The 22,232-nt window shown below is 57.9% G+C and carries 17 protein-coding genes; 12 read left to right on the top strand and 5 right to left on the bottom strand.

Annotation, left to right across the window (positions count from 1 at the left end; translation table 11 throughout):
* Window positions 1-510 precede the first annotated feature (510 nt).
* Both ACTG2G_RS00420 and ubiG read right to left on the bottom strand, forming a co-directional pair.
* Complete coding sequence (locus ACTG2G_RS00420) at window positions 511-1,206, bottom strand: HAD family hydrolase (RefSeq protein WP_429049016.1); 696 nt, start codon at window positions 1,204-1,206, stop codon at window positions 511-513.
* Window positions 1,206-1,922 (bottom strand): bifunctional 2-polyprenyl-6-hydroxyphenol methylase/3-demethylubiquinol 3-O-methyltransferase UbiG, encoded by a 717-nt coding sequence (gene ubiG, locus ACTG2G_RS00415; RefSeq protein ID WP_108571790.1) that lies wholly within the window; start codon window positions 1,920-1,922, stop codon window positions 1,206-1,208. The genes ACTG2G_RS00420 and ubiG overlap by 1 nt, the downstream gene beginning before the upstream one ends.
* Window positions 1,923-2,120: 198 nt before the next feature.
* Here ubiG and gyrA point away from each other — a divergent pair, with 198 nt between their 5' ends.
* Complete coding sequence (gene gyrA / locus ACTG2G_RS00410; protein WP_439985007.1) at window positions 2,121-4,868, top strand: DNA topoisomerase (ATP-hydrolyzing) subunit A; 2,748 nt, start codon at window positions 2,121-2,123, stop codon at window positions 4,866-4,868.
* 115 nt (window positions 4,869-4,983) lie between these two features.
* On the opposite strand, the gene ACTG2G_RS00405 is transcribed toward gyrA, so the two are convergent.
* The gene (locus tag ACTG2G_RS00405; protein ID WP_421388078.1) at window positions 4,984-6,381 is read right to left on the bottom strand and encodes an alpha-amylase family protein; all 1,398 of its coding nucleotides are present in this window, start codon (window positions 6,379-6,381) and stop codon (window positions 4,984-4,986) included.
* Between the two features lie 30 nt (window positions 6,382-6,411).
* Here ACTG2G_RS00405 and ACTG2G_RS00400 point away from each other — a divergent pair, with 30 nt between their 5' ends.
* Window positions 6,412-6,798 carry a hypothetical protein gene (locus tag ACTG2G_RS00400; RefSeq protein WP_421388083.1) on the top strand — a complete coding sequence of 129 codons (387 nt, stop codon included), beginning with the start codon at window positions 6,412-6,414 and terminating at the stop codon, window positions 6,796-6,798.
* Window positions 6,799-6,969: 171 nt separating this feature from the next.
* Here the strand turns inward: ACTG2G_RS00400 and ACTG2G_RS00395 are convergent, their stop codons facing one another.
* Window positions 6,970-8,025 carry a PA0069 family radical SAM protein gene (locus tag ACTG2G_RS00395; protein ID WP_335817031.1) on the bottom strand — a complete coding sequence of 352 codons (1,056 nt, stop codon included), beginning with the start codon at window positions 8,023-8,025 and terminating at the stop codon, window positions 6,970-6,972.
* A 173-nt stretch (window positions 8,026-8,198) separates the two neighbouring features.
* Between ACTG2G_RS00395 and ACTG2G_RS00390 the strand changes: the two genes are divergently transcribed.
* The 5 genes from ACTG2G_RS00390 to rplT all read left to right on the top strand — a co-directional run bounded on the left by ACTG2G_RS00390 (window position 8,199) and on the right by rplT (window position 12,155).
* The gene (locus ACTG2G_RS00390) at window positions 8,199-8,786 is read left to right on the top strand and encodes a tetratricopeptide repeat protein (RefSeq protein WP_258720506.1); all 588 of its coding nucleotides are present in this window, start codon (window positions 8,199-8,201) and stop codon (window positions 8,784-8,786) included.
* A 232-nt stretch (window positions 8,787-9,018) separates the two neighbouring features.
* The gene (thrS, locus tag ACTG2G_RS00385) at window positions 9,019-10,947 is read left to right on the top strand and encodes a threonine--tRNA ligase (RefSeq protein WP_005336690.1); all 1,929 of its coding nucleotides are present in this window, start codon (window positions 9,019-9,021) and stop codon (window positions 10,945-10,947) included.
* 3 nt (window positions 10,948-10,950) lie between these two features.
* A complete protein-coding gene (gene infC / locus ACTG2G_RS00380; protein ID WP_026034907.1) occupies window positions 10,951-11,499 on the top strand; it encodes a translation initiation factor IF-3 in 549 nt (182 codons plus the stop codon).
* 86 nt (window positions 11,500-11,585) lie between these two features.
* A complete protein-coding gene (gene rpmI, locus ACTG2G_RS00375; protein ID WP_005336688.1) occupies window positions 11,586-11,783 on the top strand; it encodes a 50S ribosomal protein L35 in 198 nt (65 codons plus the stop codon).
* 15 nt (window positions 11,784-11,798) lie between these two features.
* A complete protein-coding gene (gene rplT, locus ACTG2G_RS00370; RefSeq protein ID WP_005336687.1) occupies window positions 11,799-12,155 on the top strand; it encodes a 50S ribosomal protein L20 in 357 nt (118 codons plus the stop codon).
* Between the two features lie 62 nt (window positions 12,156-12,217).
* On the opposite strand, the gene ACTG2G_RS00365 is transcribed toward rplT, so the two are convergent.
* Window positions 12,218-12,912 (bottom strand): IS1 family transposase gene (locus ACTG2G_RS00365; protein WP_270657729.1). Its coding sequence is split into 2 segments (ribosomal slippage): window positions 12,218-12,666 and window positions 12,666-12,912, totalling 696 coding nucleotides; the frame shifts between segments, so codons are not numbered across the junction.
* Window positions 12,913-13,310: 398 nt separating this feature from the next.
* Here ACTG2G_RS00365 and pheS point away from each other — a divergent pair.
* The 5 genes from pheS to ACTG2G_RS00340 are packed head-to-tail and all read left to right on the top strand — an operon-like array spanning window position 13,311 to window position 22,230.
* Complete coding sequence (gene pheS, locus ACTG2G_RS00360) at window positions 13,311-14,294, top strand: phenylalanine--tRNA ligase subunit alpha (RefSeq protein ID WP_005336686.1); 984 nt, start codon at window positions 13,311-13,313, stop codon at window positions 14,292-14,294.
* A 12-nt stretch (window positions 14,295-14,306) separates the two neighbouring features.
* Window positions 14,307-16,694 carry a phenylalanine--tRNA ligase subunit beta gene (pheT, locus tag ACTG2G_RS00355; RefSeq protein WP_421388174.1) on the top strand — a complete coding sequence of 796 codons (2,388 nt, stop codon included), beginning with the start codon at window positions 14,307-14,309 and terminating at the stop codon, window positions 16,692-16,694.
* A gap of 3 nt (window positions 16,695-16,697) precedes the next feature.
* Window positions 16,698-16,994, top strand: a complete 297-nt coding sequence (gene ihfA, locus ACTG2G_RS00350; protein ID WP_005300715.1) for an integration host factor subunit alpha — start codon at window positions 16,698-16,700, stop codon at window positions 16,992-16,994.
* Window positions 16,995-17,009: 15 nt separating this feature from the next.
* The gene (locus tag ACTG2G_RS00345; protein ID WP_429206143.1) at window positions 17,010-20,999 is read left to right on the top strand and encodes a response regulator; all 3,990 of its coding nucleotides are present in this window, start codon (window positions 17,010-17,012) and stop codon (window positions 20,997-20,999) included.
* Window positions 20,986-22,230, top strand: coding sequence for a response regulator (locus tag ACTG2G_RS00340; RefSeq protein WP_115521451.1), 1,245 nt, complete (start codon window positions 20,986-20,988; stop codon window positions 22,228-22,230). Before ACTG2G_RS00345 ends, ACTG2G_RS00340 begins: the two co-directional genes overlap by 14 nt.
* The last annotated feature ends 2 nt before the right edge of the window (window positions 22,231-22,232 follow it).

The raw sequence follows: 22,232 nt of genomic DNA, 5'->3' as shown, positions 1-22,232 counted from the left end.
GTTATTTTAAGTTCGAGCTACAAGATAGTGAGGTCAGCCCGCCATTGCAATGTGTGGATAAGTGACGAGCTGTGGATAAATTGTGAGTCTTGCCCCATCAGTTAGTGACTGCTCACAGTGAGCGGGTTTTCATTCGTCCGCTCCGCTAAAAGCAAGTCTCCCGATCGAAGATGGAAAATTTAAATAACTTTTTTTGCTTGCGAAACGGGGGGCTTTTTACTAGCAAACGGCGGCTGATTATCCCTTATGCAACAAGGGTCAAAAGCTGTCCAGTTGTCGCAGCCGCGGGCTCAGCATGGCAAGGGCTTTGCATCAGAAGATGGTGGTTTGTGGCCGTTTTGTGACGGCTGTGAGCTTGTCAAATGGGTATCCAACAGGCAGAAAGCTGCCTTTATTGTCCATGAATAGATGAGTGATGGTGGCGCAGGTCACGGGAGCGTAAAGGAAGAGATGCAAGGGGCGAAGAGTCTCTTCGCCCCGTTATCGCTTATCAGCCGGTAAGGCTGCGCGTTACGCTTTGGCCGTCAACTCATAGCGCAGCCAGTGGTGCAGGGCCTGCACGGTATCAAACTGCAGATCGGCGCCCCATTGGGCGGGATCTTCCTCATCATTGAGATAGCCCCAGCCAGCGACCGCGGTGCGCATGCCGGCGTTGCGGCCCGCTTCGATATCCCGCACATGATCCCCCACATAGAGGCAGTGAGCTGCTTCGACCCCCAGCTTCTCACAAGCAAAGAACATGGGGGCGGGGTCGGGCTTGCGCACCGGCAGGGTATCGGCACTGACGGTGACGCCGCAGCTGGCAAGCTGTGGCAGGGCTGCCAGCAGCGGCTCGGTGAGAAAGCCCGGCTTGTTGGTGACGATGCCCCATGGGAGCTGTTTCTCGTCGAGCCACTCGATAAGATCCACCATTCCCTCATAGGGACGGGTACCGACGCAGAGATTGGCCGCGTAGTAGTCGAGCAGGGCATTGCGCAGGCGCGTGGCCCCCAGCTCTTCAAGCAGTTCGTCGCCGAGGCCCGCATTCAGCAGCCCGAGCGCTCCGTGGGAGGTGGTCTGACGAATGATGTCGTCAGAGAGCGGCGCAAAGCCTTCGCTGATCAGCACATGGTTGACGGCGGCCCCCAGATCCGGGGCTGTGTCGAGCAGGGTGCCATCCAGATCGAACAGCACACCGCGCAGAGGAAGAGGGCGAGAGGCGCTCATCAGCCGTGCTCCGGGCGGACAAACTCCACCATATAGTTGACGTCGACATTTTTGCCGAGCTTGAACTGGTTGGTGAGCGGGGCGTAGTGGACACCGCTCATATCCCGCACCAGCAGGCCAGCTGCTTCCCCCATGCGACACAGTTCGGCCGGGGTGATGAATTTTTTGTGATCGTGGGTACCCTTGGGCACCATCTTCATCAGGTATTCGGCCCCGATGATCATCATCAGATAGGATTTGGGGTTGCGGTTGATGGTGGAGACGAACACCCGGCCGCCCGGGCGCACCAGGGTAGCGATGGCGCGCAGCACGGAGGCGGGGTCCGGCACATGCTCCAGCATCTCCATGCAGGTGACCACGTCATACTGGCCCGGTACTTCGGCGGCATGGGCTTCGGCAGTGATCTGGCGGTACTCGAGCTCGACACCCTGCTCCAGGGCGTGCAGGCGGGCGACGCCGAGGGGCTCCTTGCCCATGTCGATGCCGGTGACCCTTGCGCCACGGCGGGCCATGCTCTCGGAGAGGATGCCGCCACCACAGCCGATATCGAGCATGCGCTTGCCAAACAGACCGCCACTTTTGTCGGTGATCCAGTCAAGGCGTACCGGATTGATTTGATGCAGGGGTTTGAATTCACCTTCCATGTCCCACCAGCGGGAGGCGATGGCTTCAAACTTGGCGATTTCTGTCAGATCGACATTGGCATCACTGTTCATTTTTCGAAGATCCTGTGGCAGGGCGCCCGCTTCTGAGTCATGGGCGCAATCTATTGTCCTGGCGGGCATTATAACGGACGGACTTTGTCACACCAGCCCGATCTGATACCCGATTTGTGGCTTAAGGTATTTGGCTCAGTGTGTTACCATGTCGCGCTGTTTAAGCCAAAGAACAACTAATTAGGGATAAGGCTTTCTATGAGCGATCTGGCCAGAGAGATCACGCCGGTCAACATCGAAGAAGAGCTCAAGAGTTCCTATCTTGATTACGCCATGAGCGTGATCGTAGGACGAGCTCTGCCGGATGTGCGTGATGGCTTGAAACCGGTTCACCGCCGCGTTCTGTTTGCTATGAACGAGTTGGGGAACGACTGGAACAAGCCCTATAAAAAATCGGCCCGTGTGGTCGGTGACGTAATCGGTAAATATCACCCGCACGGCGATATCGCTGTGTATGACACCATTGTCCGGATGGCGCAGGATTTCTCCATGCGTTACATGCTGGTCGATGGTCAGGGCAACTTCGGTTCAGTCGACGGCGACAGCGCCGCGGCGATGCGTTATACCGAAGTGCGGATGGCCCGCATCTCCCACGAGCTGCTGGCCGATCTGGACAAAGAGACCGTGGACTGGGTGCCGAACTATGACGGCACTGAGATGATCCCGGCGGTCATGCCTACCAAGGTTCCCAACCTGCTGGTCAACGGCTCCTCCGGTATCGCGGTGGGCATGGCGACCAACATTCCGCCTCACAACCTCACCGAGATTGTCAATGGCTGTCTGGCGCTGATCGAAAACGGCGACCTCACCATTGACGAGCTGATGACCTACATCACCGGCCCGGATTTCCCCACCGGCGGCATTATCAACGGTCGTTCCGGCATCGTGCAGGCGTACCGTACCGGTCGTGGCTCCATCTATGTGCGGGCCAAGGCTGAAGTGGAAGTGGACGAGAAGACCAGTCGCGAGACCATCATCGTTCACGAGATCCCCTATCAGGTGAACAAGGCTCGACTGATCGAGAAGATCGCCGAGCTGGTCAAAGAGAAGAAGATCGAGGGCATCAGTGCCCTGCGCGATGAGTCTGACAAAGACGGCATGCGCATCGTTATCGAAATCAAGCGCGGCGAGTCCGGCGAGATTGTGCTGAACAATCTCTACAAGCACACCCAGATGCAGACCACGTTCGGCATCAACATGGTGGCGCTCGATAACAACCAGCCCAAGGTGATGAACCTTAAAGAGATCCTGGATGCGTTCCTGCTGCACCGCCGTGAAGTGGTGACTCGCCGGACCGTGTTCGAACTGCGCAAAGCGCGGGATCGGGCGCACATTTTGGAAGGTCTGGCGGTTGCGCTGGCCAACATTGATCCCATCATCGAGCTGATCCGCCACAGCGCGACCCCGGCCGACGCGAAAGCGGGCCTGGTTGCCAAGGGCTGGGAACTCGGCAACGTGGCCGCCATGCTGGAAAAAGCGGGCGACGACGCGGCACGGCCAGAGTGGCTGGAGCCCGAGTTCGGTATCCGTGAAGGTCAATACTTCCTGACCGAACAGCAAGCCCAGGCCATCCTTGACCTGCGTCTGCACAAGCTGACCGGCCTCGAGCACGAGAAGATCCTGGAAGAGTACCAATCTCTGCTGGATCTGATCGCCGAGCTGCTGCACATCCTGGCGAGCCCGGCTCGTCTGATGGAAGTGATCCGCGATGAACTGCTGGCCGTGCGCGAGCAGTATGGTGACGAGCGTCGCACCGAGATCAGCATGTCCAGTGCCGAGATCAACATCGAGGATCTGATCACCCCGGAAGATGTGGTGGTTACCCTGTCTCACCAGGGCTATGTGAAGTATCAGCCGCTCTCCGACTACGAGGCCCAGCGCCGCGGTGGTCGTGGCAAGTCGGCCACCCGGATCAAGGAAGAGGACTTTGTGGAGCGTCTGCTGGTGGCCAACACCCACGACACCATTCTGTGTTTCTCCACCCGTGGCAAGGTCTACTGGCTCAAGGTTTACCAGCTGCCGGAAGCGTCCCGTGGCGCCCGTGGTCGTCCGATCATCAACCTGCTGCCGCTGGAAGAGGGTGAGCGTATCACCGCTATCCTGCCGGTGAAGGAGTATGACGCCGAGAAGTATGTGTTCTTCGCCACCGCCAACGGTACCGTGAAGAAGACCAGCCTCTCTGACTTCAGCCGTCCGCTCTCCTCCGGTATCCGCGCCATCAACCTCAAAGAGGGTGATGAGCTGATCGGGGTGGATATCACCGATGGCAGCAACGAGATCATGCTCTTCTCCGACGCGGGCAAAGTTGTTCGCTTCGCGGAAGGCAGCGGTCGCGCTGATGCCGATGTCAGCGATGACGTTGAAACCGACGACGATGCCGGTAATGACGATGATGGCAGCGACAACGGCGAAGGCACCGAAAGCAAGGGTACCTTCAAGGGCGTGCGTCCCATGGGTCGTACCGCCGCCGGTGTCCGTGGCATCAAGCTGGGCGCCGGTGACAAGGTGGTTTCCCTCATCGTTCCGCGCGGCGAAGGTGCCATCCTCACCGCCACCGAGAACGGTTACGGTAAACGGACTGCGTTGGCCGAATACCCGACCAAGAGCCGTGGTACCCAGGGCGTTATCTCCATCAAGGTGGATGAGCGCAATGGCAAGGTGATCGATGCGATCCAGGTCGAAGATACCGATCAGATCATGCTGATCACCAACGGCGGTACTCTGGTGCGTACCCGTGTTGCCGAGGTGAGCGTCATTGGCCGTAACACCGGCGGTGTCCGTCTGATCCGTACCGGTGAAGACGAGACCGTGGTTGGCCTGCAGCGTATCGCCGAGAGCGATGAAGACGAGAACGACGCTCTGGCCGTTGACGGTGAGGTATCTGAAGGTACCGATATCACGACCGGCACTGATGCAGTCGATGCAGGGGAAGCGGGAGACGAGTAATAGCCTGTTGCCCGAGCTACGTCTCTGAGCAAAAAGAGCGACCCTGGTGGTCGCTCTTTTTATTTGTCTGCTTTTTATGACAGGCAGCTGAAAGTCGGGAAGGGGGCTGGCCTGATCACTCCTGCAGCCACATTCTGGCGCTGCGGGCGGGAATGGCGACCCGTACCCACTGGCTCTGCACGTTGACCACGGCGCCTTGGTCGAGCACGTCACGATAGTTGCGATACCAGTTCATCTCGAATTTGGCGGTATCGAGCCAATACTCCTGCTCATAGTCGCACTTGTTGATGCCGACCAGCCCCTGTTTGCCCCGTTTGAATAGCACGAAGCAGTCACCGCTGCCGATCAACTGCATGGGTTGACCCTGCACCGCATTGTGGAAGCGGATCATCCCCTTGAGATCGGCGCGCTGGTAGTAATCCTGCCAGCGCAGTCCATCCTTGGCCTGGGTCTCGCCGTGATCGGAGTAGACCAGCGGCGAGCCACCATCGCGCCCAAGCAGGTAGGCATAGGCCAGCTTCTCGTCAGTCTGGCTTAAGATCTGATAGCGGAAGCCGTCGTTGGTGGGGATGTCGTGGGTCACGGCAAAGGTGACGGCGCGACTGCCCGGTAGCGCCTGACCGTAGGCGCCCGGATCCGCCAGCAGGTTCATGCTGCCGCCATACCCCAGCGCGCCACGCAGGGAGGCAAACAGCGGAAAGTCATAGGCTCCCTGGCCGCTGCTGTCGAGGTAGGGTTTGAGGAAGCGCTCGTAATCGGTACTGCCAGCACCCCCTGTGGTGATCACCTCGCCAAACACGTGCATCCCCTGTTTGATCTCGGGGGTGAACACGGCATTGATCTGGTAATCACTCATGTGCTTGACCGCATCGACCCGAAAACCCTTGATCCCCATCCCCTTGAGCGCCTTGAGATAGGCCTGTTGTTGGCTCACTACCCAGTTGTTGGGATCCAGATCCGGCAACCCCTTGTCACCGGCACCGCCACAGAGACGCCAATACTGGATATGACCCGGATCGCTCCAGTCGCTGATGCACCCTTCGGGATGAAAATCCTGACCGGAGAGGAAGTTTTGCCCCAGATCGCCAAACAGTTTCTGGCGCTCGAAATAGGCCGGGTTGCTGGCGTAGCTCTGCAGCAGCTCGTTGCCGGGATAGTTGAGGTCCTGGCGTTTCCAGCTTTCGTTGGCCATGTGGTTGAGCACCACATCGGCATAGACGGCGATGCCCCGCGCCTTCATGGCGGCGATCAGCTGCTCGAGATCCTGTTTGTTGCCAAGAGGGGAGTCGACAAGGCGCAGATCCTGCGGCTGGTAACGAGCCCACCACTCGTTGCCTGATGACTTGAGAGGTGGTGAGATGAGTACCTGTTTGTAACCAGCTGATTTGATAAGGTCGGCTTTGGCGGTCACTTCACTGTACTTCCAGTTGAAGGCGTGCAATATGACGTCGGCGTGCGCCAAGGGGGCGATCAGCATGCCTGCGATCGCCCATATTCCCGCTGTGTGTTTCATTATTGTGTCCCTGTTTTTATAGATGCCTGAATGGGCAAGCCAGCTTTGGCGGGAACAGGATGTGCTGCAATCCACAACCTGCAGATTTGTGACCGCTTTCAGGATGATTTCGCCGAATATGTGAACTGTTTCGGCTTTTCCTCGCCACCGCCAGTTGCCTTTTTACAAGTGATTTTTTGTCATTTCCCTGTCATTCCCAGCCGCTATCCTGCCGGGCGAGTGGTGCGTTGTTGCCATCACCTTCACCGTCAGGAGCTGCATATGACCAGTTGGATCACATGGGAAATTTGGTGGAGCCGGGTATGGGGCGAGTCAGAGGTGCCGCTGTATGAAGAGGATGAGCACGAAGTGGCCCATGAACCCTCGCGACTACCGGTTGAAATGGTGCAGCAGGGTCGGGATCAGCGCGCAGGCTAAGGCGTTAGCCCTCTCTTTACCGGGTAGCGCTTTCTTGTCGCGACATGGCTACTTCGTTGGAAAATTCTGAAAAGCGGGGTTTCCACAGGATGTGTTGCGGCAGGCTTTCCTCTCAACCTCTTGGCAGGCAAGGGTTGTGCATCTGATGTATGCAGGGCGTAAAAGGGGGGATTAGAAGAGCGACAGCTGCTCCCCGGGGCGGATAAACCCATCAAGCCTGAGCTGAATATGGCGTTTGCCCAGATCAAGGCGCTTGCAGATAAGGCGAAAGCGCTGGGCCAGCAGATCGGCAAAGTGCCCCTCACCGCGCATGCGGGTACCGAAGGCGGTACTGTTGAGCCCGCCACCGCGGCTGGCTCGCAACTGATTTAAAATAGCCTCCTTCTGGCCCGGGTAGTGGGTATCGAGCCAGTCCCCAAATAGCGGCGCCAGTTCGTGGGGTAACCGCAGCAGGATGTAATCGGCGCAGCTGGCGCCTGCCTCGGCAGCCGATTTGATGATCTGCTCCAGCTCCGGCTCATTGAGCCGCGGGATCATGGGGGCGGCCAGTACTCCCACCTGCACGCCAGCGCTGGCCAGCTTCTCGATCACTTTCAAGCGGCCGGCGCCCGTGCTGGCGCGGGGCTCCAGCTGTCGCCGCAAGGCTTCATTCAAGGTCGTCACCGATACCATCACCTGACACAGTCCCTCTCTGGCCAGCTCGGTCAACAGATCAAGGTCGCGCAAGATCATGGCGCTCTTGGTAATGAGCCCGACCGGGTGGCGGTGGGCCAGCATCACTTCCAGCAACTGCCGGGTGAGGCGATAGCGCTGCTCGATGGGTTGATAGGGGTCGGTATTGGCGCCAATGAAGATAGTCTGTGGCTGATAGGCCGGTTTGGCAAACTCCCGGCGCAGCAGGTCGGCTGCATTGCGTTTGGCAAACAGCTTGCTCTCGAAATCGAGGCCAGGGGAGAGCTCCAGATAGGCGTGACTGGGTCTGGCATAGCAGTAGATGCAACCGTGTTCGCACCCCTGATAGGGGTTGATGGAGCGACCAAAGGGGACATCCGGCGAGCTGTTGTAGCTGATGATGCTGCGTGCATCGATCTCCCGCACCTCGGTGCCAGGCACAGAAGGAGTGAAAGCGGCATCCCAATCGGACGATTGCCAGCCGTCATCGATCGCTTCGACAAGGGGGCCGCTAAAACGGTGATCGATATTGTAGGGGCTGCCTCGTCCTGCCATGGTGTGCACCGACACTGTTTATACATACAGTTATTTTGCAGGTGCCCCGGATAAATGACAACAACTGCTGATCGACCGGGTGCAAAAAGGGTTGCCGCAGGGATCTCTAGCTTGATCGCGGCGCTACATTTCGTTTACATAGACGAAATGAGAACTGGATCACGGAAATCATCATGAGACCCACCACTTCCCGCTGGCTGTTTATCGGTCTGCTTGCCCTTGTTATCTGGCGTCTGCTTCCGCTCTCCACCGAGCAGGAGATGGCTGCTGCCAACCGTGCCTGGCGTACCGGTCATTTCGATGAGGCGACCCGGATCTGGTCGCCACTGGCCGATCAAGGCCAACCTCGGGCGCAAGCCTTGATGGGCTGGAGCCATGAAGTGGGGCAGGGGAGCGAGCAGGATATCCATCAGGCCATCAGCCTCTATCGCCAGTCGGCGCTGGCAGGGGATCCTTTCGGCCAATACCGGCTGGCAGAGCTCTATCTGCGCGGTGTCGGGGTCAAGCGAGATCTGCGCCAAGCCTTTCACTGGATGGATCAGGCTGCCCGCAATGGTGATGTCCCGGCCATGCTGAAAGTCGGCGTCCTTCATCTGATGGGGGTCAGCGGCAGGGTCGATTTGCCTCAGGCGAAACAGTGGCTCTATCAGGCGGCACAAAAGGGCAACAAGCTGGCGCTTCAGGTGCTGCAAGAGCTGGCGCTGGCCGAGGAGGGGAGCAGTGACTTTGACTTCAACTGGCAATCCCTGCTTGGTGAATAGTCGGCAGGCGACTCATTTGACTGTAGAAAATATCTGCAAATCCGATACAGCACGCCCGACTTCTGGTAGCATGGGGCCGTTTTGGCTTGGTTTGTCACGTTAGACATGTGGTTTACGTGTCAGGCCGTCTTCGCAAAGTGCTGTGGAGAACCAGAACATCACCTTTTTGAATCTCTTTTCCATCCCGCATGTGACCTTTGGTAGGGGTCACCACTGTATAAGGAAACACATAATGCCAATCATTACTCTGCCTGACGGCAGCCAACGTCAATTTGCCCACTCAGTTTCCGTCATGGATGTGGCTGCGGACATCGGTCCCGGTCTCGCCAAGGCGTGCATTGCCGGTCGGGTAAACGGTGAACTGGTGGATGCGTGCGAGCTGATCGAAGCCGATGCTGCGCTGGCCATCATCACCGCCAAAGACGAAGAAGGTCTGGACATCCTGCGCCACTCCTGCGCCCACTTGCTGGGTCATGCTATCAAGCAACTCTGGCCCCAGACCAAGATGGCCATCGGTCCTGTCATCGACAACGGCTTCTACTATGACGTTGATCTTGACCGTACCCTGACCGATGAAGATCTGGCTGCCCTGGAAGAGCGCATGCTGGCGCTGGTAGCCAAGGATTACGACGTCATCAAGAAGAAAGTCTCCTGGCAAGAAGCGCGCGATGTATTCGAGGCGCGCGGCGAGTCTTACAAAGTCGAAATCCTGGATCAGAACATTGCCCGTGATGACCAGCCAGGTCTCTATCATCACGAAGAGTACATCGACATGTGTCGCGGCCCGCACGTGCCCAACATGCGTCACTGCCACCACTTCAAGTTGCTGAAGATGTCCGGCGCCTACTGGCGCGGCGACTCCAACAACAAGATGCTGCAGCGTATCTACGGTACCGCCTGGGCTGACAAGAAGCAGCTCAAGGCCTATCTGCAGCGTCTGGAAGAGGCCGCCAAGCGCGATCACCGCAAGATCGGCAAGCAGCTTGACCTGTATCACATGCAGGAAGAAGCACCCGGTATGGTGTTCTGGCACAACGATGGCTGGACCATCTTCCGTGAGCTGGAAACCTTTATCCGCGGCAAGCTCAAAGAGTACGACTATCAGGAAGTGAAAGGTCCGTTCATGATGGACCGCGTCCTGTGGGAGCGTTCAGGTCACTGGGAGAAATACGCCCAGGCCATGTTCACTACCCAGTCCGAAAACCGCGAGTACGCCATCAAGCCGATGAACTGCCCGGGTCACGTCCAGATCTTCAACCAGGGTCTGAAGTCCTACCGCGATCTGCCGCTGCGTATGGCCGAGTTTGGTTCCTGCCACCGCAACGAGCCGTCCGGTTCCCTGCACGGGCTGATGCGGGTGCGCGGCTTCACTCAGGATGACGCTCACATCTTCTGTACCGAAGAGCAGATCATGGAAGAGGTCTCCGGCTGTATTCGTATGGTCTATGACGTCTACGGTACCTTTGGCTTCGAGAATATCGTGGTCAAGCTCTCCACTCGTCCCGAGCAGCGTATCGGCTCCGACGAGATGTGGGATCGTGCCGAGAAAGCCCTGGCCGAAGCGCTGGAACTCAACGGTCTGAAGTACGATCTGCAGCCGGGTGAAGGGGCGTTCTACGGTCCCAAAATTGAATTTACCCTGCACGATTGCCTTGATCGTGCGTGGCAATGTGGTACCGTGCAGCTCGACTTTGCCCTGCCTGGTCGTCTGGGTGCCACTTATGTGGGCGAAAACAACGATCGCCATGTACCTGTGATGATCCACCGGGCCATCCTGGGTTCTATCGAGCGCTTCATCGGTATTCTGACTGAAGAGTACGCCGGTCTGTTCCCGACCTGGTTGGCACCGACTCAGGCTGTGGTCATGAATATCACGGACAATCAGGCCGATTATGCGGTGAAAGTAGCCAAAGCATTGAATGATGCGGGCCTTCGCGCAAAAGCGGACTTGAGAAATGAGAAGATTGGCTTTAAAATCCGCGAGCATACTTTGAAGCGAGTACCTTTCATGCTGGTCTGCGGCGATAAAGAAGTTGAAGCCGGTAAGATTGCAGTACGGACTCGTAAAGGGGCTGACCTGGGCACTTATCCTGTTGAAGAGTTCATCGCTCTGTTGACCCAGGAAGTTCAGACCCGCGGACAAAAGAAAGTGGAGGAATAAGCTATAAAAGGCGGAAAAAAACTGGGCAAGCAACCGCAAGCCCGCGCTCACCGGATCAATGAAGAGATCCGTCTGAAAGAAGTTCGTCTGACTGGTCTGGATGGTGAAGCCATTGGCATTACCTCCATTCAGGATGCTCTGAACTTGGCCGCAGAGGCCGGAGTTGATCTGGTCGAGATCAGTCCAAATGCTGAGCCGCCCGTTTGCCGGATCATGGATTACGGCAAATTCCTCTACGAAAAGAGCAAAACAACCAAAGAACAGAAGAAAAAGCAGAAAGTCGTCCAGGTCAAGGAAATCAAATTCCGTCCTGGCACTGACGAAGGCGACTATCAGGTAAAACTACGCAACCTGGTTCGCTTTCTGGAAGACGGGGACAAGGCTAAGGTCACCCTGCGCTTCCGTGGTCGTGAAATGGCCCACCAGGATCTTGGTATCAAGGTTCTGGAGCGCGTCAAGAACGATCTGGAAGAGTTGGCCGTAGTCGAGTCGTTCCCGAAAGTCGAAGGCCGTCAAGCTGTGATGGTCCTCGCACCTAAGAAGAAATCTTAAGGCCCACAAGAAATTGACTCATGGGGCAAGCCCCATGAGTCGGTTCGCCTTGCGATTTTGTTGTCACTCACAATGCGGAGTATGAAATGCCGAAGATGAAAACCAACCGGGGTGCTGCAAAGCGCTTCAAAAAGACTGGCTCGGGTCGCTTCAAGTGCAAGCACAACCACCTGCGTCACATCCTGACCAAGAAGAGCAGCAAGCGTAAGCGTCAGCTGGGACCGAAATTCATGGTTTCTGCTGCCGACCACAAACGTGTTGTCGCTTGTCTGCCGTACGCATAAGGGGGGATGTGAAAAATGCCAAGAGTTAAACGTGGTGTGACTGCTCGAGCTCGTCACAAGAAAGTAATGAAAGCCGCCAAAGGTTACTACGGCGCCCGTTCCCGTGTTTACCGCGTAGCGGTACAAGCGGTAACCAAAGCTGGTCAGTATGCCTACCGTGACCGTCGCCAGAAAAAGCGTCAGTTCCGTCAGCTGTGGATTGCGCGTATCAACGCTGCAGCCCGTCAGAACGGTCTGTCCTACAGCCGTCTGATCAACGGTCTGAAGAAGGCTTCTATCGAGATCGATCGCAAGATCCTGTCCGATATCGCCGTTCACGACAAAATGGCTTTCACCGCCCTGGTTGAAAAAGCTAAAGCAGCTCTGGTTTAATCCAGTTCTGTTATAAACGCTAAAAGGAGGCTCAGGCCTCCTTTTTTGGGTAATGACTCCAATCAGTTGAAATGGTGTCTTTCTATAAAGGCACCAATCACTTTCTCGTGGAGCTCAACGGAACGAGAGAAGCAGATGGTCTTGCGAGCCAATCGCTTGATGCGCATTCTGAGCGTCAGGTTGTTACGCTCGATACGCTGGGTGAATATCTTCCCGGTCAGATGCATCTCGCTCGGCACCTCTCTGGCATAGCTTCCCCAATCATCACTGGTGATAAAGCCTATCTGGAACGGAGAAAGCAGGCTCAGCAACCGACGGCATGTCTCATCGTTGCGTGGGCCAAAGGTATATGCCACGACTCGTTTTCTCTTGGTATCAAAAGCATACCAAAGCCAATGTCGATGCTGTTTGTTGCCAACATAGGCCCATTGCTCATCAAGTTCACAGATAAGTGCCACGTCATCGAGCACCACCTTTTCGGAGGTTACTTGCCTTGGGGTGAGTTTTTTAGGGTGCGTATGACTGTGTTGATGCCAATCTTGAGGACGCGAGCAGTATCACGAACACCTGAGCCGTTGAACGCCATATCAACAATCTTGTCTTTGACGCCAGGCTTGCGGGCTTCATAGGTGTAGGTGAGCTGAAACACGTGCGGACAGACGGGGCAACGATAGCGAACATGGCCGGCAGGGGTCTTCCCATGGCGATATACGTGGTCAGAGTTGCAGCGAGGGCAGTGAACGGTGATGGATGCCATGAAGCTGTCGGTCTCAAAAGAGTTCATCATATCAACTCAACCGATCGGATGCATCACCCTTTTTTGTATCTATAACCATCTGTTTTGCATCACTATTTCCTTTCTCTCATCCTCGTTTTGTTCGCTTTTTGCACGAGTTATAGATTTCTCTACATACAAAGCGATATGTGCGAGATGACCTTTTCTACAAATGGTTTATATGCCAACAAACTAGATGTTTATTCTAATATTTCAGGAGTGGCGGTGAGTCAATGAGACTCGCTTGATATAACAAAATGATTTGTAGGGAGAAAAGCCCACCTTAACTATGGTCAGCGAAGGGGCTTTTTTTGTATTATTCCCCTCTTGACCTTATTTAGCCTAAAGGCTCCTGTACCGGGAGTGGTGACGAGGAAGACATGCAACAGCTTGAAGAAGTAGTCGGCCAAGCCAGAGCCGAAATTGAGGGCGTGAGCGATATCGCTACCCTCGACGAAATCCGGGTCAAATATCTGGGTAAAAAGGGCTTTTTTACCGAGCAGATGAAGGGCCTGGGTGCCTTGTCTGCCGAAGAGCGTCCCGCCGCGGGCGCCGTGATCAACCAGGCCAAACAGCAGGTTCAGGATGCGCTGAACGAGCGTCGTGAAGCGCTCGAAGTCGCCGTGCTGAACCAGAAGCTGGCTGCCGAGACCATCGACGTCAGCCTGCCGGGCCGTCGCATCGAGAATGGCGGTCTGCATCCTGTAACCCGCACCATCGAGCGCATTGAGCGCCTGTTTGGCGAGATGGGCTTCAAGGTTGCCCGTGGTCCCGAGATTGAAGATGGCTTCCACAACTTCGATGCGCTGAATATTCCGGCTCATCACCCGGCGCGTACCGATCACGATACCTTCTACTTCAATCCTGATCTGATGCTGCGTACCCACACCTCGGGCGTGCAGATCCGCACCATGGAACATCAGCAGCCGCCGATCCGCATCATTGCACCGGGCCGCGTCTATCGTAACGACTACGACATGACCCACACCCCGATGTTCCATCAGGTTGAAGGTCTGCTGGTTGACGAGCATGCCAGCTTTACCGAGCTGAAGGGCATCCTGCACGACTTCCTGCGCAACTACTTCGAGGAAGACCTGACCATTCGCTTCCGTCCTTCCTATTTCCCGTTCACCGAGCCGAGCGCCGAAGTCGACGTGATGGGCAAGAATGGCAAGTGGCTGGAAGTGCTGGGCTGCGGCATGGTGCACCCGAACGTACTGCGTTCGGTCGGCATCGATCCGGAAAAATACTCCGGCTTTGCCTTCGGCATGGGCGTTGAGCGCCTGACCATGCTGCGTTACGGGGTCAACGACCTGCGTGCCTTCTTCGAAAACGACCTGCGCTTCCTCAAGCAGTTCAAGTAAGGGCGAGAGAACATGAAATTCAGTAAATCCTGGGTGATGGAGTGGGTCCACACCGAGTTGAGTGACAATGCACTGGCCGAGCAGATCACCATGGCCGGTCTGGAAGTGGACGCCGTGGAAGCGGTTGCCGGCCAGTTCAACAATGTGGTGGTGGGTGAAGTGGTCGAGTGCGCCCAGCACCCGGACGCCGACAAGCTGCGGGTGACCAAGGTCAACGTGGGTGAAGCCGAGCTGCTGGACATCGTCTGTGGCGCGCCGAACTGCCGTCAGGGCTTGAAAGTGTGCGTGGCCAAAGTAGGGGCGACCCTGCCGGGTGATTTCACCATCAAGAAAGCCAAACTGCGTGGCCAGCCGTCCCACGGCATGCTCTGCTCTTTCAGCGAGCTGGGTATCGACGTTGAAGCCGATGGCATCATCGAGCTGCCGGCCGATGCCCCCATCGGTACCGATATTCGTGACTACCTCAATCTGAACGACGTCTCCATCGACGTGGATCTGACTCCGAACCGTGCCGATTGCCTCGGTATCGCGGGTCTGGCCCGTGAAATCGGCGTGCTCAACAGCGTCGACGTGGTCGAGCCGACTTGGGCACCAGCTGTTGCCACCATTGATGCAACTTTCCCGATCCGGGTTGAAGCACCAGCTGATTGCCCCCGTTATCTGGGCCGCGTCATCAAGGGGCTGAACTTGCAGGCCCAGAGCCCGCTCTGGATGCAAGAGAAGCTGCGCCGTGGCGGCATTCGCTCCATCGACGCCATCGTCGACATCACCAACTATCTGCTGCTGGAATACGGTCAGCCGATGCACGCCTTCGATCTGGCTACCCTGGAAGGGGAACTGGTGGTGCGTCGCGCCCACGCTGACGAGCCGATGACCCTGCTCGACGGCAACGAAGTGAAGCTCAAAGAGACCACCCTGGTGATTGCCGATGCCAAAGGTCCTGCCTGCATGGCCGGTATCTTCGGTGGCAACCGCACCGGTGTATCCGAGACCACTACCGATATCCTGCTGGAGTGCGCCTTCTTCGCGCCGCTCTCCATCACCGGCCGTGCCCGTGCTTACGGTCTGCACACCGACTCTTCCCATCGCTTCGAGCGAGGGGTTGATCCGGAGCTGCAAGCCAAGGTGATGGACCGTGCAACTCGCCTGCTGCTGGATATCTGCGGCGGCGAAGCGGGTCCGGTCATCGAGGTCAAATCCGATGCCCATCTGCCGAAAGCGGCACCCATCAAGCTGCGTCGCAGCAAGCTCGACAAGGTGATCGGTATCAGCGTGGCTGACGCTCAGGTGGTCGAGATCCTGACTCGCCTCGGCGTGCAGGTTACTGTGGATGCTGACGGTTGGACTGCGCTGGCACCATCCTGGCGTTTCGATATCGCCATCGAGGAAGACCTCATCGAGGAAGTGGCTCGCATCTACGGCTACAACAACATCCCGAACCTGAAACCCGCTGCCTCCTTGGCGATGGTGGAGCAGGCAGAAGGGCAGGTGACCCTGAAGCGTGTGCGCGACCTGCTGGTTGACCGCGGTTTCCAGGAAGCGATCACCTACAGCTTCGTCGATCCCAAGACCCAGCAAACCCTGTTCCCGCAGAGCGATGCCATCGTGCTGCCGAACCCGATCTCGGTCGAGATGTCCGCCATGCGTGTGTCTCTGTTCCCGGGTCTGGTGCAGGCCGTGGTTTACAACCAGAACCGTCAGCAGCCGCGTGTGCGTCTGTTTGAACAGGGTCTGCGTTTCATCAAGGATGAAAGCGCCGAAAACGGCATCCGTCAGGAGCCGATGCTGGCCGGTATCATCACTGGCAACCAGAGCGACGAGCACTGGGACATCAAAACCCGCGCAGCCGACTTCTTTGATTTGAAAGGGGATCTGGAAGCGGTGCTGGACTTGACCGCCGAAGGGGCCACCTTTACCTTCGAGCGCACCGAGCACAGCGCCCTGCACCCGGGCCAGAGCGCAGCCATCCTGCGCAATGGCGAGATCATCGGCCACATCGGCGTGATCCACCCGAGCCTCGAGAAGAAGCTGGGCCTCAAGAGCCGTGCGGTGATGTTTGAGCTGGAGCTGGACAAGCTGACCCCGGCCAAGGTGCCGGTTGCAGCCGAGGTTTCCAAGTTCCCGGCGAACCGTCGCGACATCGCCGTCGTGGTCGATCGTCAGGTTCTGGCAGGTGATGTGCTTGCGGTAATTAAAAAAGTTGGCGGAAATCAGGTAGTTGGAATAAACTTGTTTGACGTATACCAGGGTGCTGGTATGGCAGAGGACAAGAAGAGCCTGGCCATCAGTCTTGTATTGCAAGATACCCAGCGCACCCTGGAGGAGAAAGAGATTGCCGAGACCGTAGACAATGTCGTGCGGGCCCTTGGTGAAGAGTTGAATGCATCCTTGAGGGATTGATCTATGGCGCTTACCAAAGCCGACATTGCAGAGCACCTGTTCACCCAGCTCGGGATGAGCAAGCGTGAAGCCAAAGATATGGTGGAAGCCTTCTTTGAGGAAATCCGACAGGCGCTTGAGCGTGGTGAACAAGTCAAGATTTCAGGCTTCGGTAACTTTGACCTTCGTGAGAAGAATCAGCGTCCCGGACGCAACCCCAAGACGGGCGAGGATATTCCTATCAGCGCCCGCCGCGTGGTGACCTTCCGGCCTGGCCAGAAGCTCAAGGCCAGGGTAGAAAATGTTGAACCCAACGAGTGATAAAAAGCCAGGCAGATGCCTGGCTTTTGTTTTCAGATGACCAAATTCCCCGTTTTTCTTCTGGGTGCCGTGCTGGCACTGCCATTGCATGCCAAGTCTTTGCAGACCACAGTGCTGCCGTTGGCGCCGGCGACCCAAGCTTATGTAAATTCACTGAGTCAGCTTTCGCTCTGCTATCCTGCGACGCTTCCTCCACCATACCTGATGGCCGAGGGGGGACTGCTCAAGGATCGCCTCGCCCGGTTGCAGGAGCTGTTCCCGATTCCGCTTGTGCTCAAAGAGCTGCCCGATTGGCAGACATTGCGCAACGGGCTCGCAGAGGGGGAATGCGACATCATTCCCTATGTCGGAACCCGCAAGAAGGCCGTGGAGGGCATGCGGTTAAGTCGTCCGATGATGGAGACCGATGCCGCCATCCTCTACAAGGGTGAAAATCTCAAACAGGCCCGCTTTCTGGTCTACTCGGTGGCAGACTCTGCCCGCCTGTTGCACGAGCTCTATCCTCAGGCACGCATTATTTCCCTAAAAAGCGGAGAGAAGGTCTACGACGCGCTGCAGAGTGGCAAGGGTGATGCCTATCTGGGGGACTATCTGCAACTGCGCTATCTGATGCGCGAGTTTCCTGCCGATGGTTTGCGCCTGCGCCGCCTGTTTGGTGAGGATCGGATCATCAGCTATCGCCTGATGATGCGTGATCAGCCGGAGTTGGCCAATCTGGTGGACACCCTGATCCGTCATATGCCGGCCGGTACTATCTATACCGATCTGGCCCGTTATCTCGATCAGGGGTCGCTATATGTCAACCAGCCCCACTTCAGCGATACCGAGCAGGCCTGGTTATCCGGCCGCGGTCGCACCATTCGCCTGGTGGTCAATCCCGAGTTGATGCCCTATAGCGGCGTCAATGATCTGGGGGAGGCGAAAGGGTGGAGCGCGGATGTGCTGCGCTGGGTCACCCAGGAGACCGGCCTGAAATACAAGCTGGTGCCTGCCGCCAGCAAGGCGGAGGCCGTAGAAAAGCTGCGCCGTGGTGAGGCGGATATGATGGCCGGCTTGCCGGAATCCCCGGCATTGACGGATCAGTTCATTTTCAGTCGGACGATCTCAACCAACCGCTTTGCCTTGATCAGCAAGCGCAAGCTGGCTGCCGATCGCATCACCCAACTCAAGCGCCAACGTATTCTGGTGCCGGAATCCCTCTACGATCCCTCCTTGCTCGCCCTGCTCGGTGATCAGGAGTGGCTTCGCACCGACGGCCTCGAGCAGGGGCTTGCAGGGATCAAACAGGGCAAGGCTGACGCCATGCTGAGCGAGCTATATCAGCTGCAATATCCCCAGCGTACCAACTTGCTGGAAGGGCTCGATATCGAGGAGCTGGAAGATCGCTTCAGTCTTGGCTTTGCCATCAACAAGAGTCAGACCGAACTGGCCGGGGTGATGGATCGCAACCTGATGGCGCTGACCAGCACCCAGATTGACGAACTTAACCAGCGTTGGCGCCGCTTGCTCGTCGTGCAGCAGCCCGGCGTGAGCTACGCCGCCTGGTTTGGCTCCATTGCCATGGCACTGCTGATCAGCGGCATTGTCATCGGCGGGATCTGGCGCTCTCGCCAGCAACTGGCACGGGAAGTGGCCCAGCGTCACGCCGCCGAGAAGGCGCTGGCCATCGAGAGCGAGCTGCGGGAAACCATGTTTCAGGCGTTGCCGGTGCCCGTCTATCTGCGCAATAGCCAGGGCAAGGTGATCAAATCCAATAAACAGGGGCGACGTCTGGCCCTGCGCTATTCGCAGCAGTTGATGCTGCCGCCGGTACAGCCGCAAAAGAGCGAAGGGGAGCTGGTGCTGGGGGATCAGGTCTTCGCCTATGCCCAGCATCCGCTGCGGCTGGACAAGCAAGCACCCGCCACCGATCTTATCGCCCTGTCGGATATCAGTGTGCTGCGTGAGCAGGCCCGTTTTCTGCGTCAGGCAGAGCGCCGCCTGCGCGCCCTGACCAATACCGTTCCCGGCGTGGTGCTGCAGTTTATGTTCGAGCGGGGACGGGTAGGGGGGATCGAGTTTATCAGCCGGGGCTGTTACGAGCTGCTGGGGCTGGCGAGTCAGCAGATCCGTCGTGAGCCCAAACGGGTGCTCACTATGCTGGAGCGCGAGGATCGCCGCCGGGTAAGCCGTGAGATGTTCGCCATGTTGCAGGCTGGCAAACCCTTCGCATTCACCATGCGCTACCACCATCCGACCAAGGGTCTGCGCTGGTTGCAGCTCTATGGCCGTGGCCGCAGTCAAACACAGGGTTGGCGAATTTATGCGGTGATGCAGGATGCCACTGCCCGGGTCGAGCAGGATCAGGCACTGCAGCACTCCCATGAGCAGGCGCAACAGGCAGTTCTGGCCAAGGGGCGCTTTCTGGCCGCCATCAGCCACGAGATCCGCACGCCGATGAACGCCATGCTCGGCTTGCTGGAGTGGCTGGCCAGCACTCCTTTGTCGAAAGAGCAAGACTCTGCGCTGGCGCGGGTGCGTCAGGCGGGGGATGAGCTGCTCGGCCTGCTCAACGATGTGCTCGACTTTAGCCGCAACGAAAACAGCAAACTCTCCCTCTCGCCGCAACCCACCGATTTTGCCGAGCTGTGCGAGCACGTGGCGGCAGTGCACTGGACCAAGGCGCGGGCCAAGGGATTGCAACTGCGCCTTAAGTTGGATCCAGCTCTGCCAGCCCTGCAGACCCTCGACCCTCACCGGGTACGGCAAGTGCTCCACAACCTGCTCTCCAATGCCATCAAGTTCAGCCTGCGTGGGGAAGTGGTGCTCTGGGCCGAGGTGGTCGCATCGACCTTGCGCTTCGGTGTGGATGATCAGGGGCCGGGGATCACCGCCAAGATGCGCACCACGCTCTTTATGCCGTTCGAGCAGTTTGCCGTTGAAGGGCAACTGCGGGCGCCGGGCACCGGTCTTGGTCTGGCGATCTGCAAGCAGTTGATCGAGCAGATGGGGGGGCTTATCGATGTCGAGGGACGCGTCGGAGGCGGTAGCCGCTTCTATTGCGAGTTGCCCCTGAAGCGGGTGCAGCAGGCGCCGGACTGGCAGCCCAATGTGCGGCAGCTGGCACTCTCTTTACCTCACGATGAGGCGCAAGCACTGTCGCCCTGGCTCAGTCGCTTGGGGATCGCCACCGTCAGCAACGCCGTTGATACGCTGCAAGCGGAGGTGGATGAGAAGGGGCTCTACTATTGGGCCTGGCAAGGGGAGTCCTGGGTGCCCGGGACCATCATCACCCTGCTGCAGCCACGGCTGACCCCGGATCAACCGGTCGCAGGCACCCAGCCCGGGCTCGGCATGCGGGTACTGCTGGTTGAAGATCACGATGTCAATCGCGAGCTGATCAGCCTGCAACTGGGGCAACTTGGTGCCAGCGTTATCACTGCCGCCAACGGGCAGCTGGCGCTGGAGATGCTGGCGCAGCAGGAGGTGGATTTTGTGCTGACCGATCTGCAGATGCCGGTGATGAACGGAGCCGAGCTGTGCAGGCAATTGCGCCAATCCGCCCGTTGGGCCCGTCTGCCGGTCTATGTGATCACCGCAGATCTCAGTGATCAGGCGGCAAGGGAACTGCAATCCTGCGGTTGCGATGGCCATCTGGACAAGCCGGTCGCCCTCAAGGAGCTGGCGACCTTGCTGCGCCATATTGCCAAAGAGGGGAGCAATGTTGTCGCCCCGACACCGGTTGCCTCGCTGCTGACCGATGAACTGGCCGCCCTTTATCTGAAGGCTACCCGTGATGATTTGGCCGAACTTGAGCGCTGCAGCACAGAAGAAGATGAAGTTGGCGTGAATGCTGCTTTACACAAGTTGAAGGGGGCCGCCAGAATGGTGGGGGCGACTGCGTTGGTTGCGGTCATTGAAGAGTGGCAACAGGCGCCCCATCCGATGCTGCAAGCCAGATTGAACCGGGCACTGGATGAGTTCAGCCAGCAGTTTTCAAAGAGGGCTCAAGATGATCATCACTGATGAAGAATTACTGGCGTTGCTCGATTCGGAAGAGCATGAGGCGGCAGGATTTTGCCCCATTGTGCTTTATGCCCTCGACAGCACCGCCCATGAGTTGGCCAGCACCATGACATTGCCCTCCTATGTCACGCTGCACCGTACCCGACCGGATGCCTGCTGGCAGTGGGAAGGGTTGTTTGCGGCCGGCGCCATTGCCCTTTACGACCCCGCCGCTCATCAGCAGGCGGACTACTTCCCCCAGTTGCAGCAGCATGAGGGAATTTACGCTATTAGCGAGGATTGGCTGGGGGGGCTTGCCGCCAGTTACCGTAACTGGTGCAACTGGCTGGCCGCTAACAAGGTGCTGCTGCTCGAGGATCACCCGTTTCAGGGGATGCAACTGCAACAGACCATCGCCGGGTTGGGGCTCTCCTGTCAGTGGGTACAGGATGAATCGGCCTGTCTTGCGGCATTGTCGGCGGGCGACATCAGCCTGCTGGTGTGCGATCTCAGTCTGGTGGAGCAAGATGCCATCAGTCTGCTGATGAACCAGCCCCAGTTGCAGGAGGCCGGGCTGCCCATCGTGCTGCTCTCGGCCCATGAGCAGACGCTGATCGACGGTGCCCGCCGCCTGCTGCACGATGCCGGTTTCAACATTCTGGCTGCACTGGCCAAGCCGCTTGATTGCGACGAGCTGCTCAGGTTGCTGCGTCGACTCTATCTGGGCCCGCTGCGTCAGCAGCGCTTGAGCGGCCAGCGCCGCTCCATCCGCCGGTGGCAGGGGGAGGTGCAGGGTCAGCTTGGGCTGCTCTCCAGTCCCGCGACCCCTCATCCGGTCTGGCTGGCGGTGACGGGTTTGCCCAGCCGCTGGGAGGCGCTCAAGGATTGGCTGACGGAGCAGTCGCGTACCCCAGCCGAACTGACCCTGCTTATCCACCGTCGAGACCACCTGCTCGGCAATGCCGATCGCTTCGCACTGGTGCTGCAAGCCAGTCTGGCGGGGAGCAAGCTGGCGCTGCTGCTCGATAACAGCCAGCATCTGCCATTCGATCTGCTGGAGCGTTTGCCGCTGCAAGCCTTGCTGCTGGGGCAGGGGATCTTGCCGGAGATGGAGTCCTTGACCGGTGACTCCCTGCTTGGACGCTTTATGGCCCGGGTTCGAGAGCTGGGGATCGCCGTCTATCTGGATGATCCTTACAATCTGCTCGACGTCGAGGTGTGGCGAGAGCGCGGTATGACGGGGCGCTGGTAAGC

The sequence above is a fragment of the Aeromonas sp. 55A genome, from assembly GCF_051919665.1.
Taxonomy (GTDB): Bacteria; Pseudomonadota; Gammaproteobacteria; order Enterobacterales; family Aeromonadaceae; genus Aeromonas; species Aeromonas veronii.
The sequence above is the reverse complement of the archived record's forward strand: the minus strand, read 5'-3'. Positions and strand labels throughout refer to the sequence as shown.

What these genes read in the sequence shown, in the direction of transcription:
- ubiG (WP_108571790.1), bottom strand. Translation starts at nt 1,922, where the DNA reads ATGAACAGTGATGCCAATGTCGATCTGACAGAAATCGCCAAGTTTGAA.
- gyrA (WP_439985007.1), top strand. Translation starts at nt 2,121, where the DNA reads ATGAGCGATCTGGCCAGAGAGATCACGCCGGTCAACATCGAAGAAGAG.
- rpmI (WP_005336688.1), top strand. Translation starts at nt 11,586, where the DNA reads ATGCCGAAGATGAAAACCAACCGGGGTGCTGCAAAGCGCTTCAAAAAG.
- ACTG2G_RS00405 (WP_421388078.1), bottom strand. Translation starts at nt 6,381, where the DNA reads ATGAAACACACAGCGGGAATATGGGCGATCGCAGGCATGCTGATCGCC.
- ACTG2G_RS00395 (WP_335817031.1), bottom strand. Translation starts at nt 8,025, where the DNA reads ATGGCAGGACGAGGCAGCCCCTACAATATCGATCACCGTTTTAGCGGC.
- ACTG2G_RS00345 (WP_429206143.1), top strand. Translation starts at nt 17,010, where the DNA reads ATGCCTGGCTTTTGTTTTCAGATGACCAAATTCCCCGTTTTTCTTCTG.
- ACTG2G_RS00390 (WP_258720506.1), top strand. Translation starts at nt 8,199, where the DNA reads ATGAGACCCACCACTTCCCGCTGGCTGTTTATCGGTCTGCTTGCCCTT.
- pheT (WP_421388174.1), top strand. Translation starts at nt 14,307, where the DNA reads ATGAAATTCAGTAAATCCTGGGTGATGGAGTGGGTCCACACCGAGTTG.
- rplT (WP_005336687.1), top strand. Translation starts at nt 11,799, where the DNA reads ATGCCAAGAGTTAAACGTGGTGTGACTGCTCGAGCTCGTCACAAGAAA.
- pheS (WP_005336686.1), top strand. Translation starts at nt 13,311, where the DNA reads ATGCAACAGCTTGAAGAAGTAGTCGGCCAAGCCAGAGCCGAAATTGAG.
- thrS (WP_005336690.1), top strand. Translation starts at nt 9,019, where the DNA reads ATGCCAATCATTACTCTGCCTGACGGCAGCCAACGTCAATTTGCCCAC.
- ACTG2G_RS00400 (WP_421388083.1), top strand. Translation starts at nt 6,412, where the DNA reads ATGGGCAAGCCAGCTTTGGCGGGAACAGGATGTGCTGCAATCCACAAC.
- ACTG2G_RS00340 (WP_115521451.1), top strand. Translation starts at nt 20,986, where the DNA reads ATGATCATCACTGATGAAGAATTACTGGCGTTGCTCGATTCGGAAGAG.
- ihfA (WP_005300715.1), top strand. Translation starts at nt 16,698, where the DNA reads ATGGCGCTTACCAAAGCCGACATTGCAGAGCACCTGTTCACCCAGCTC.
- ACTG2G_RS00420 (WP_429049016.1), bottom strand. Translation starts at nt 1,206, where the DNA reads ATGAGCGCCTCTCGCCCTCTTCCTCTGCGCGGTGTGCTGTTCGATCTG.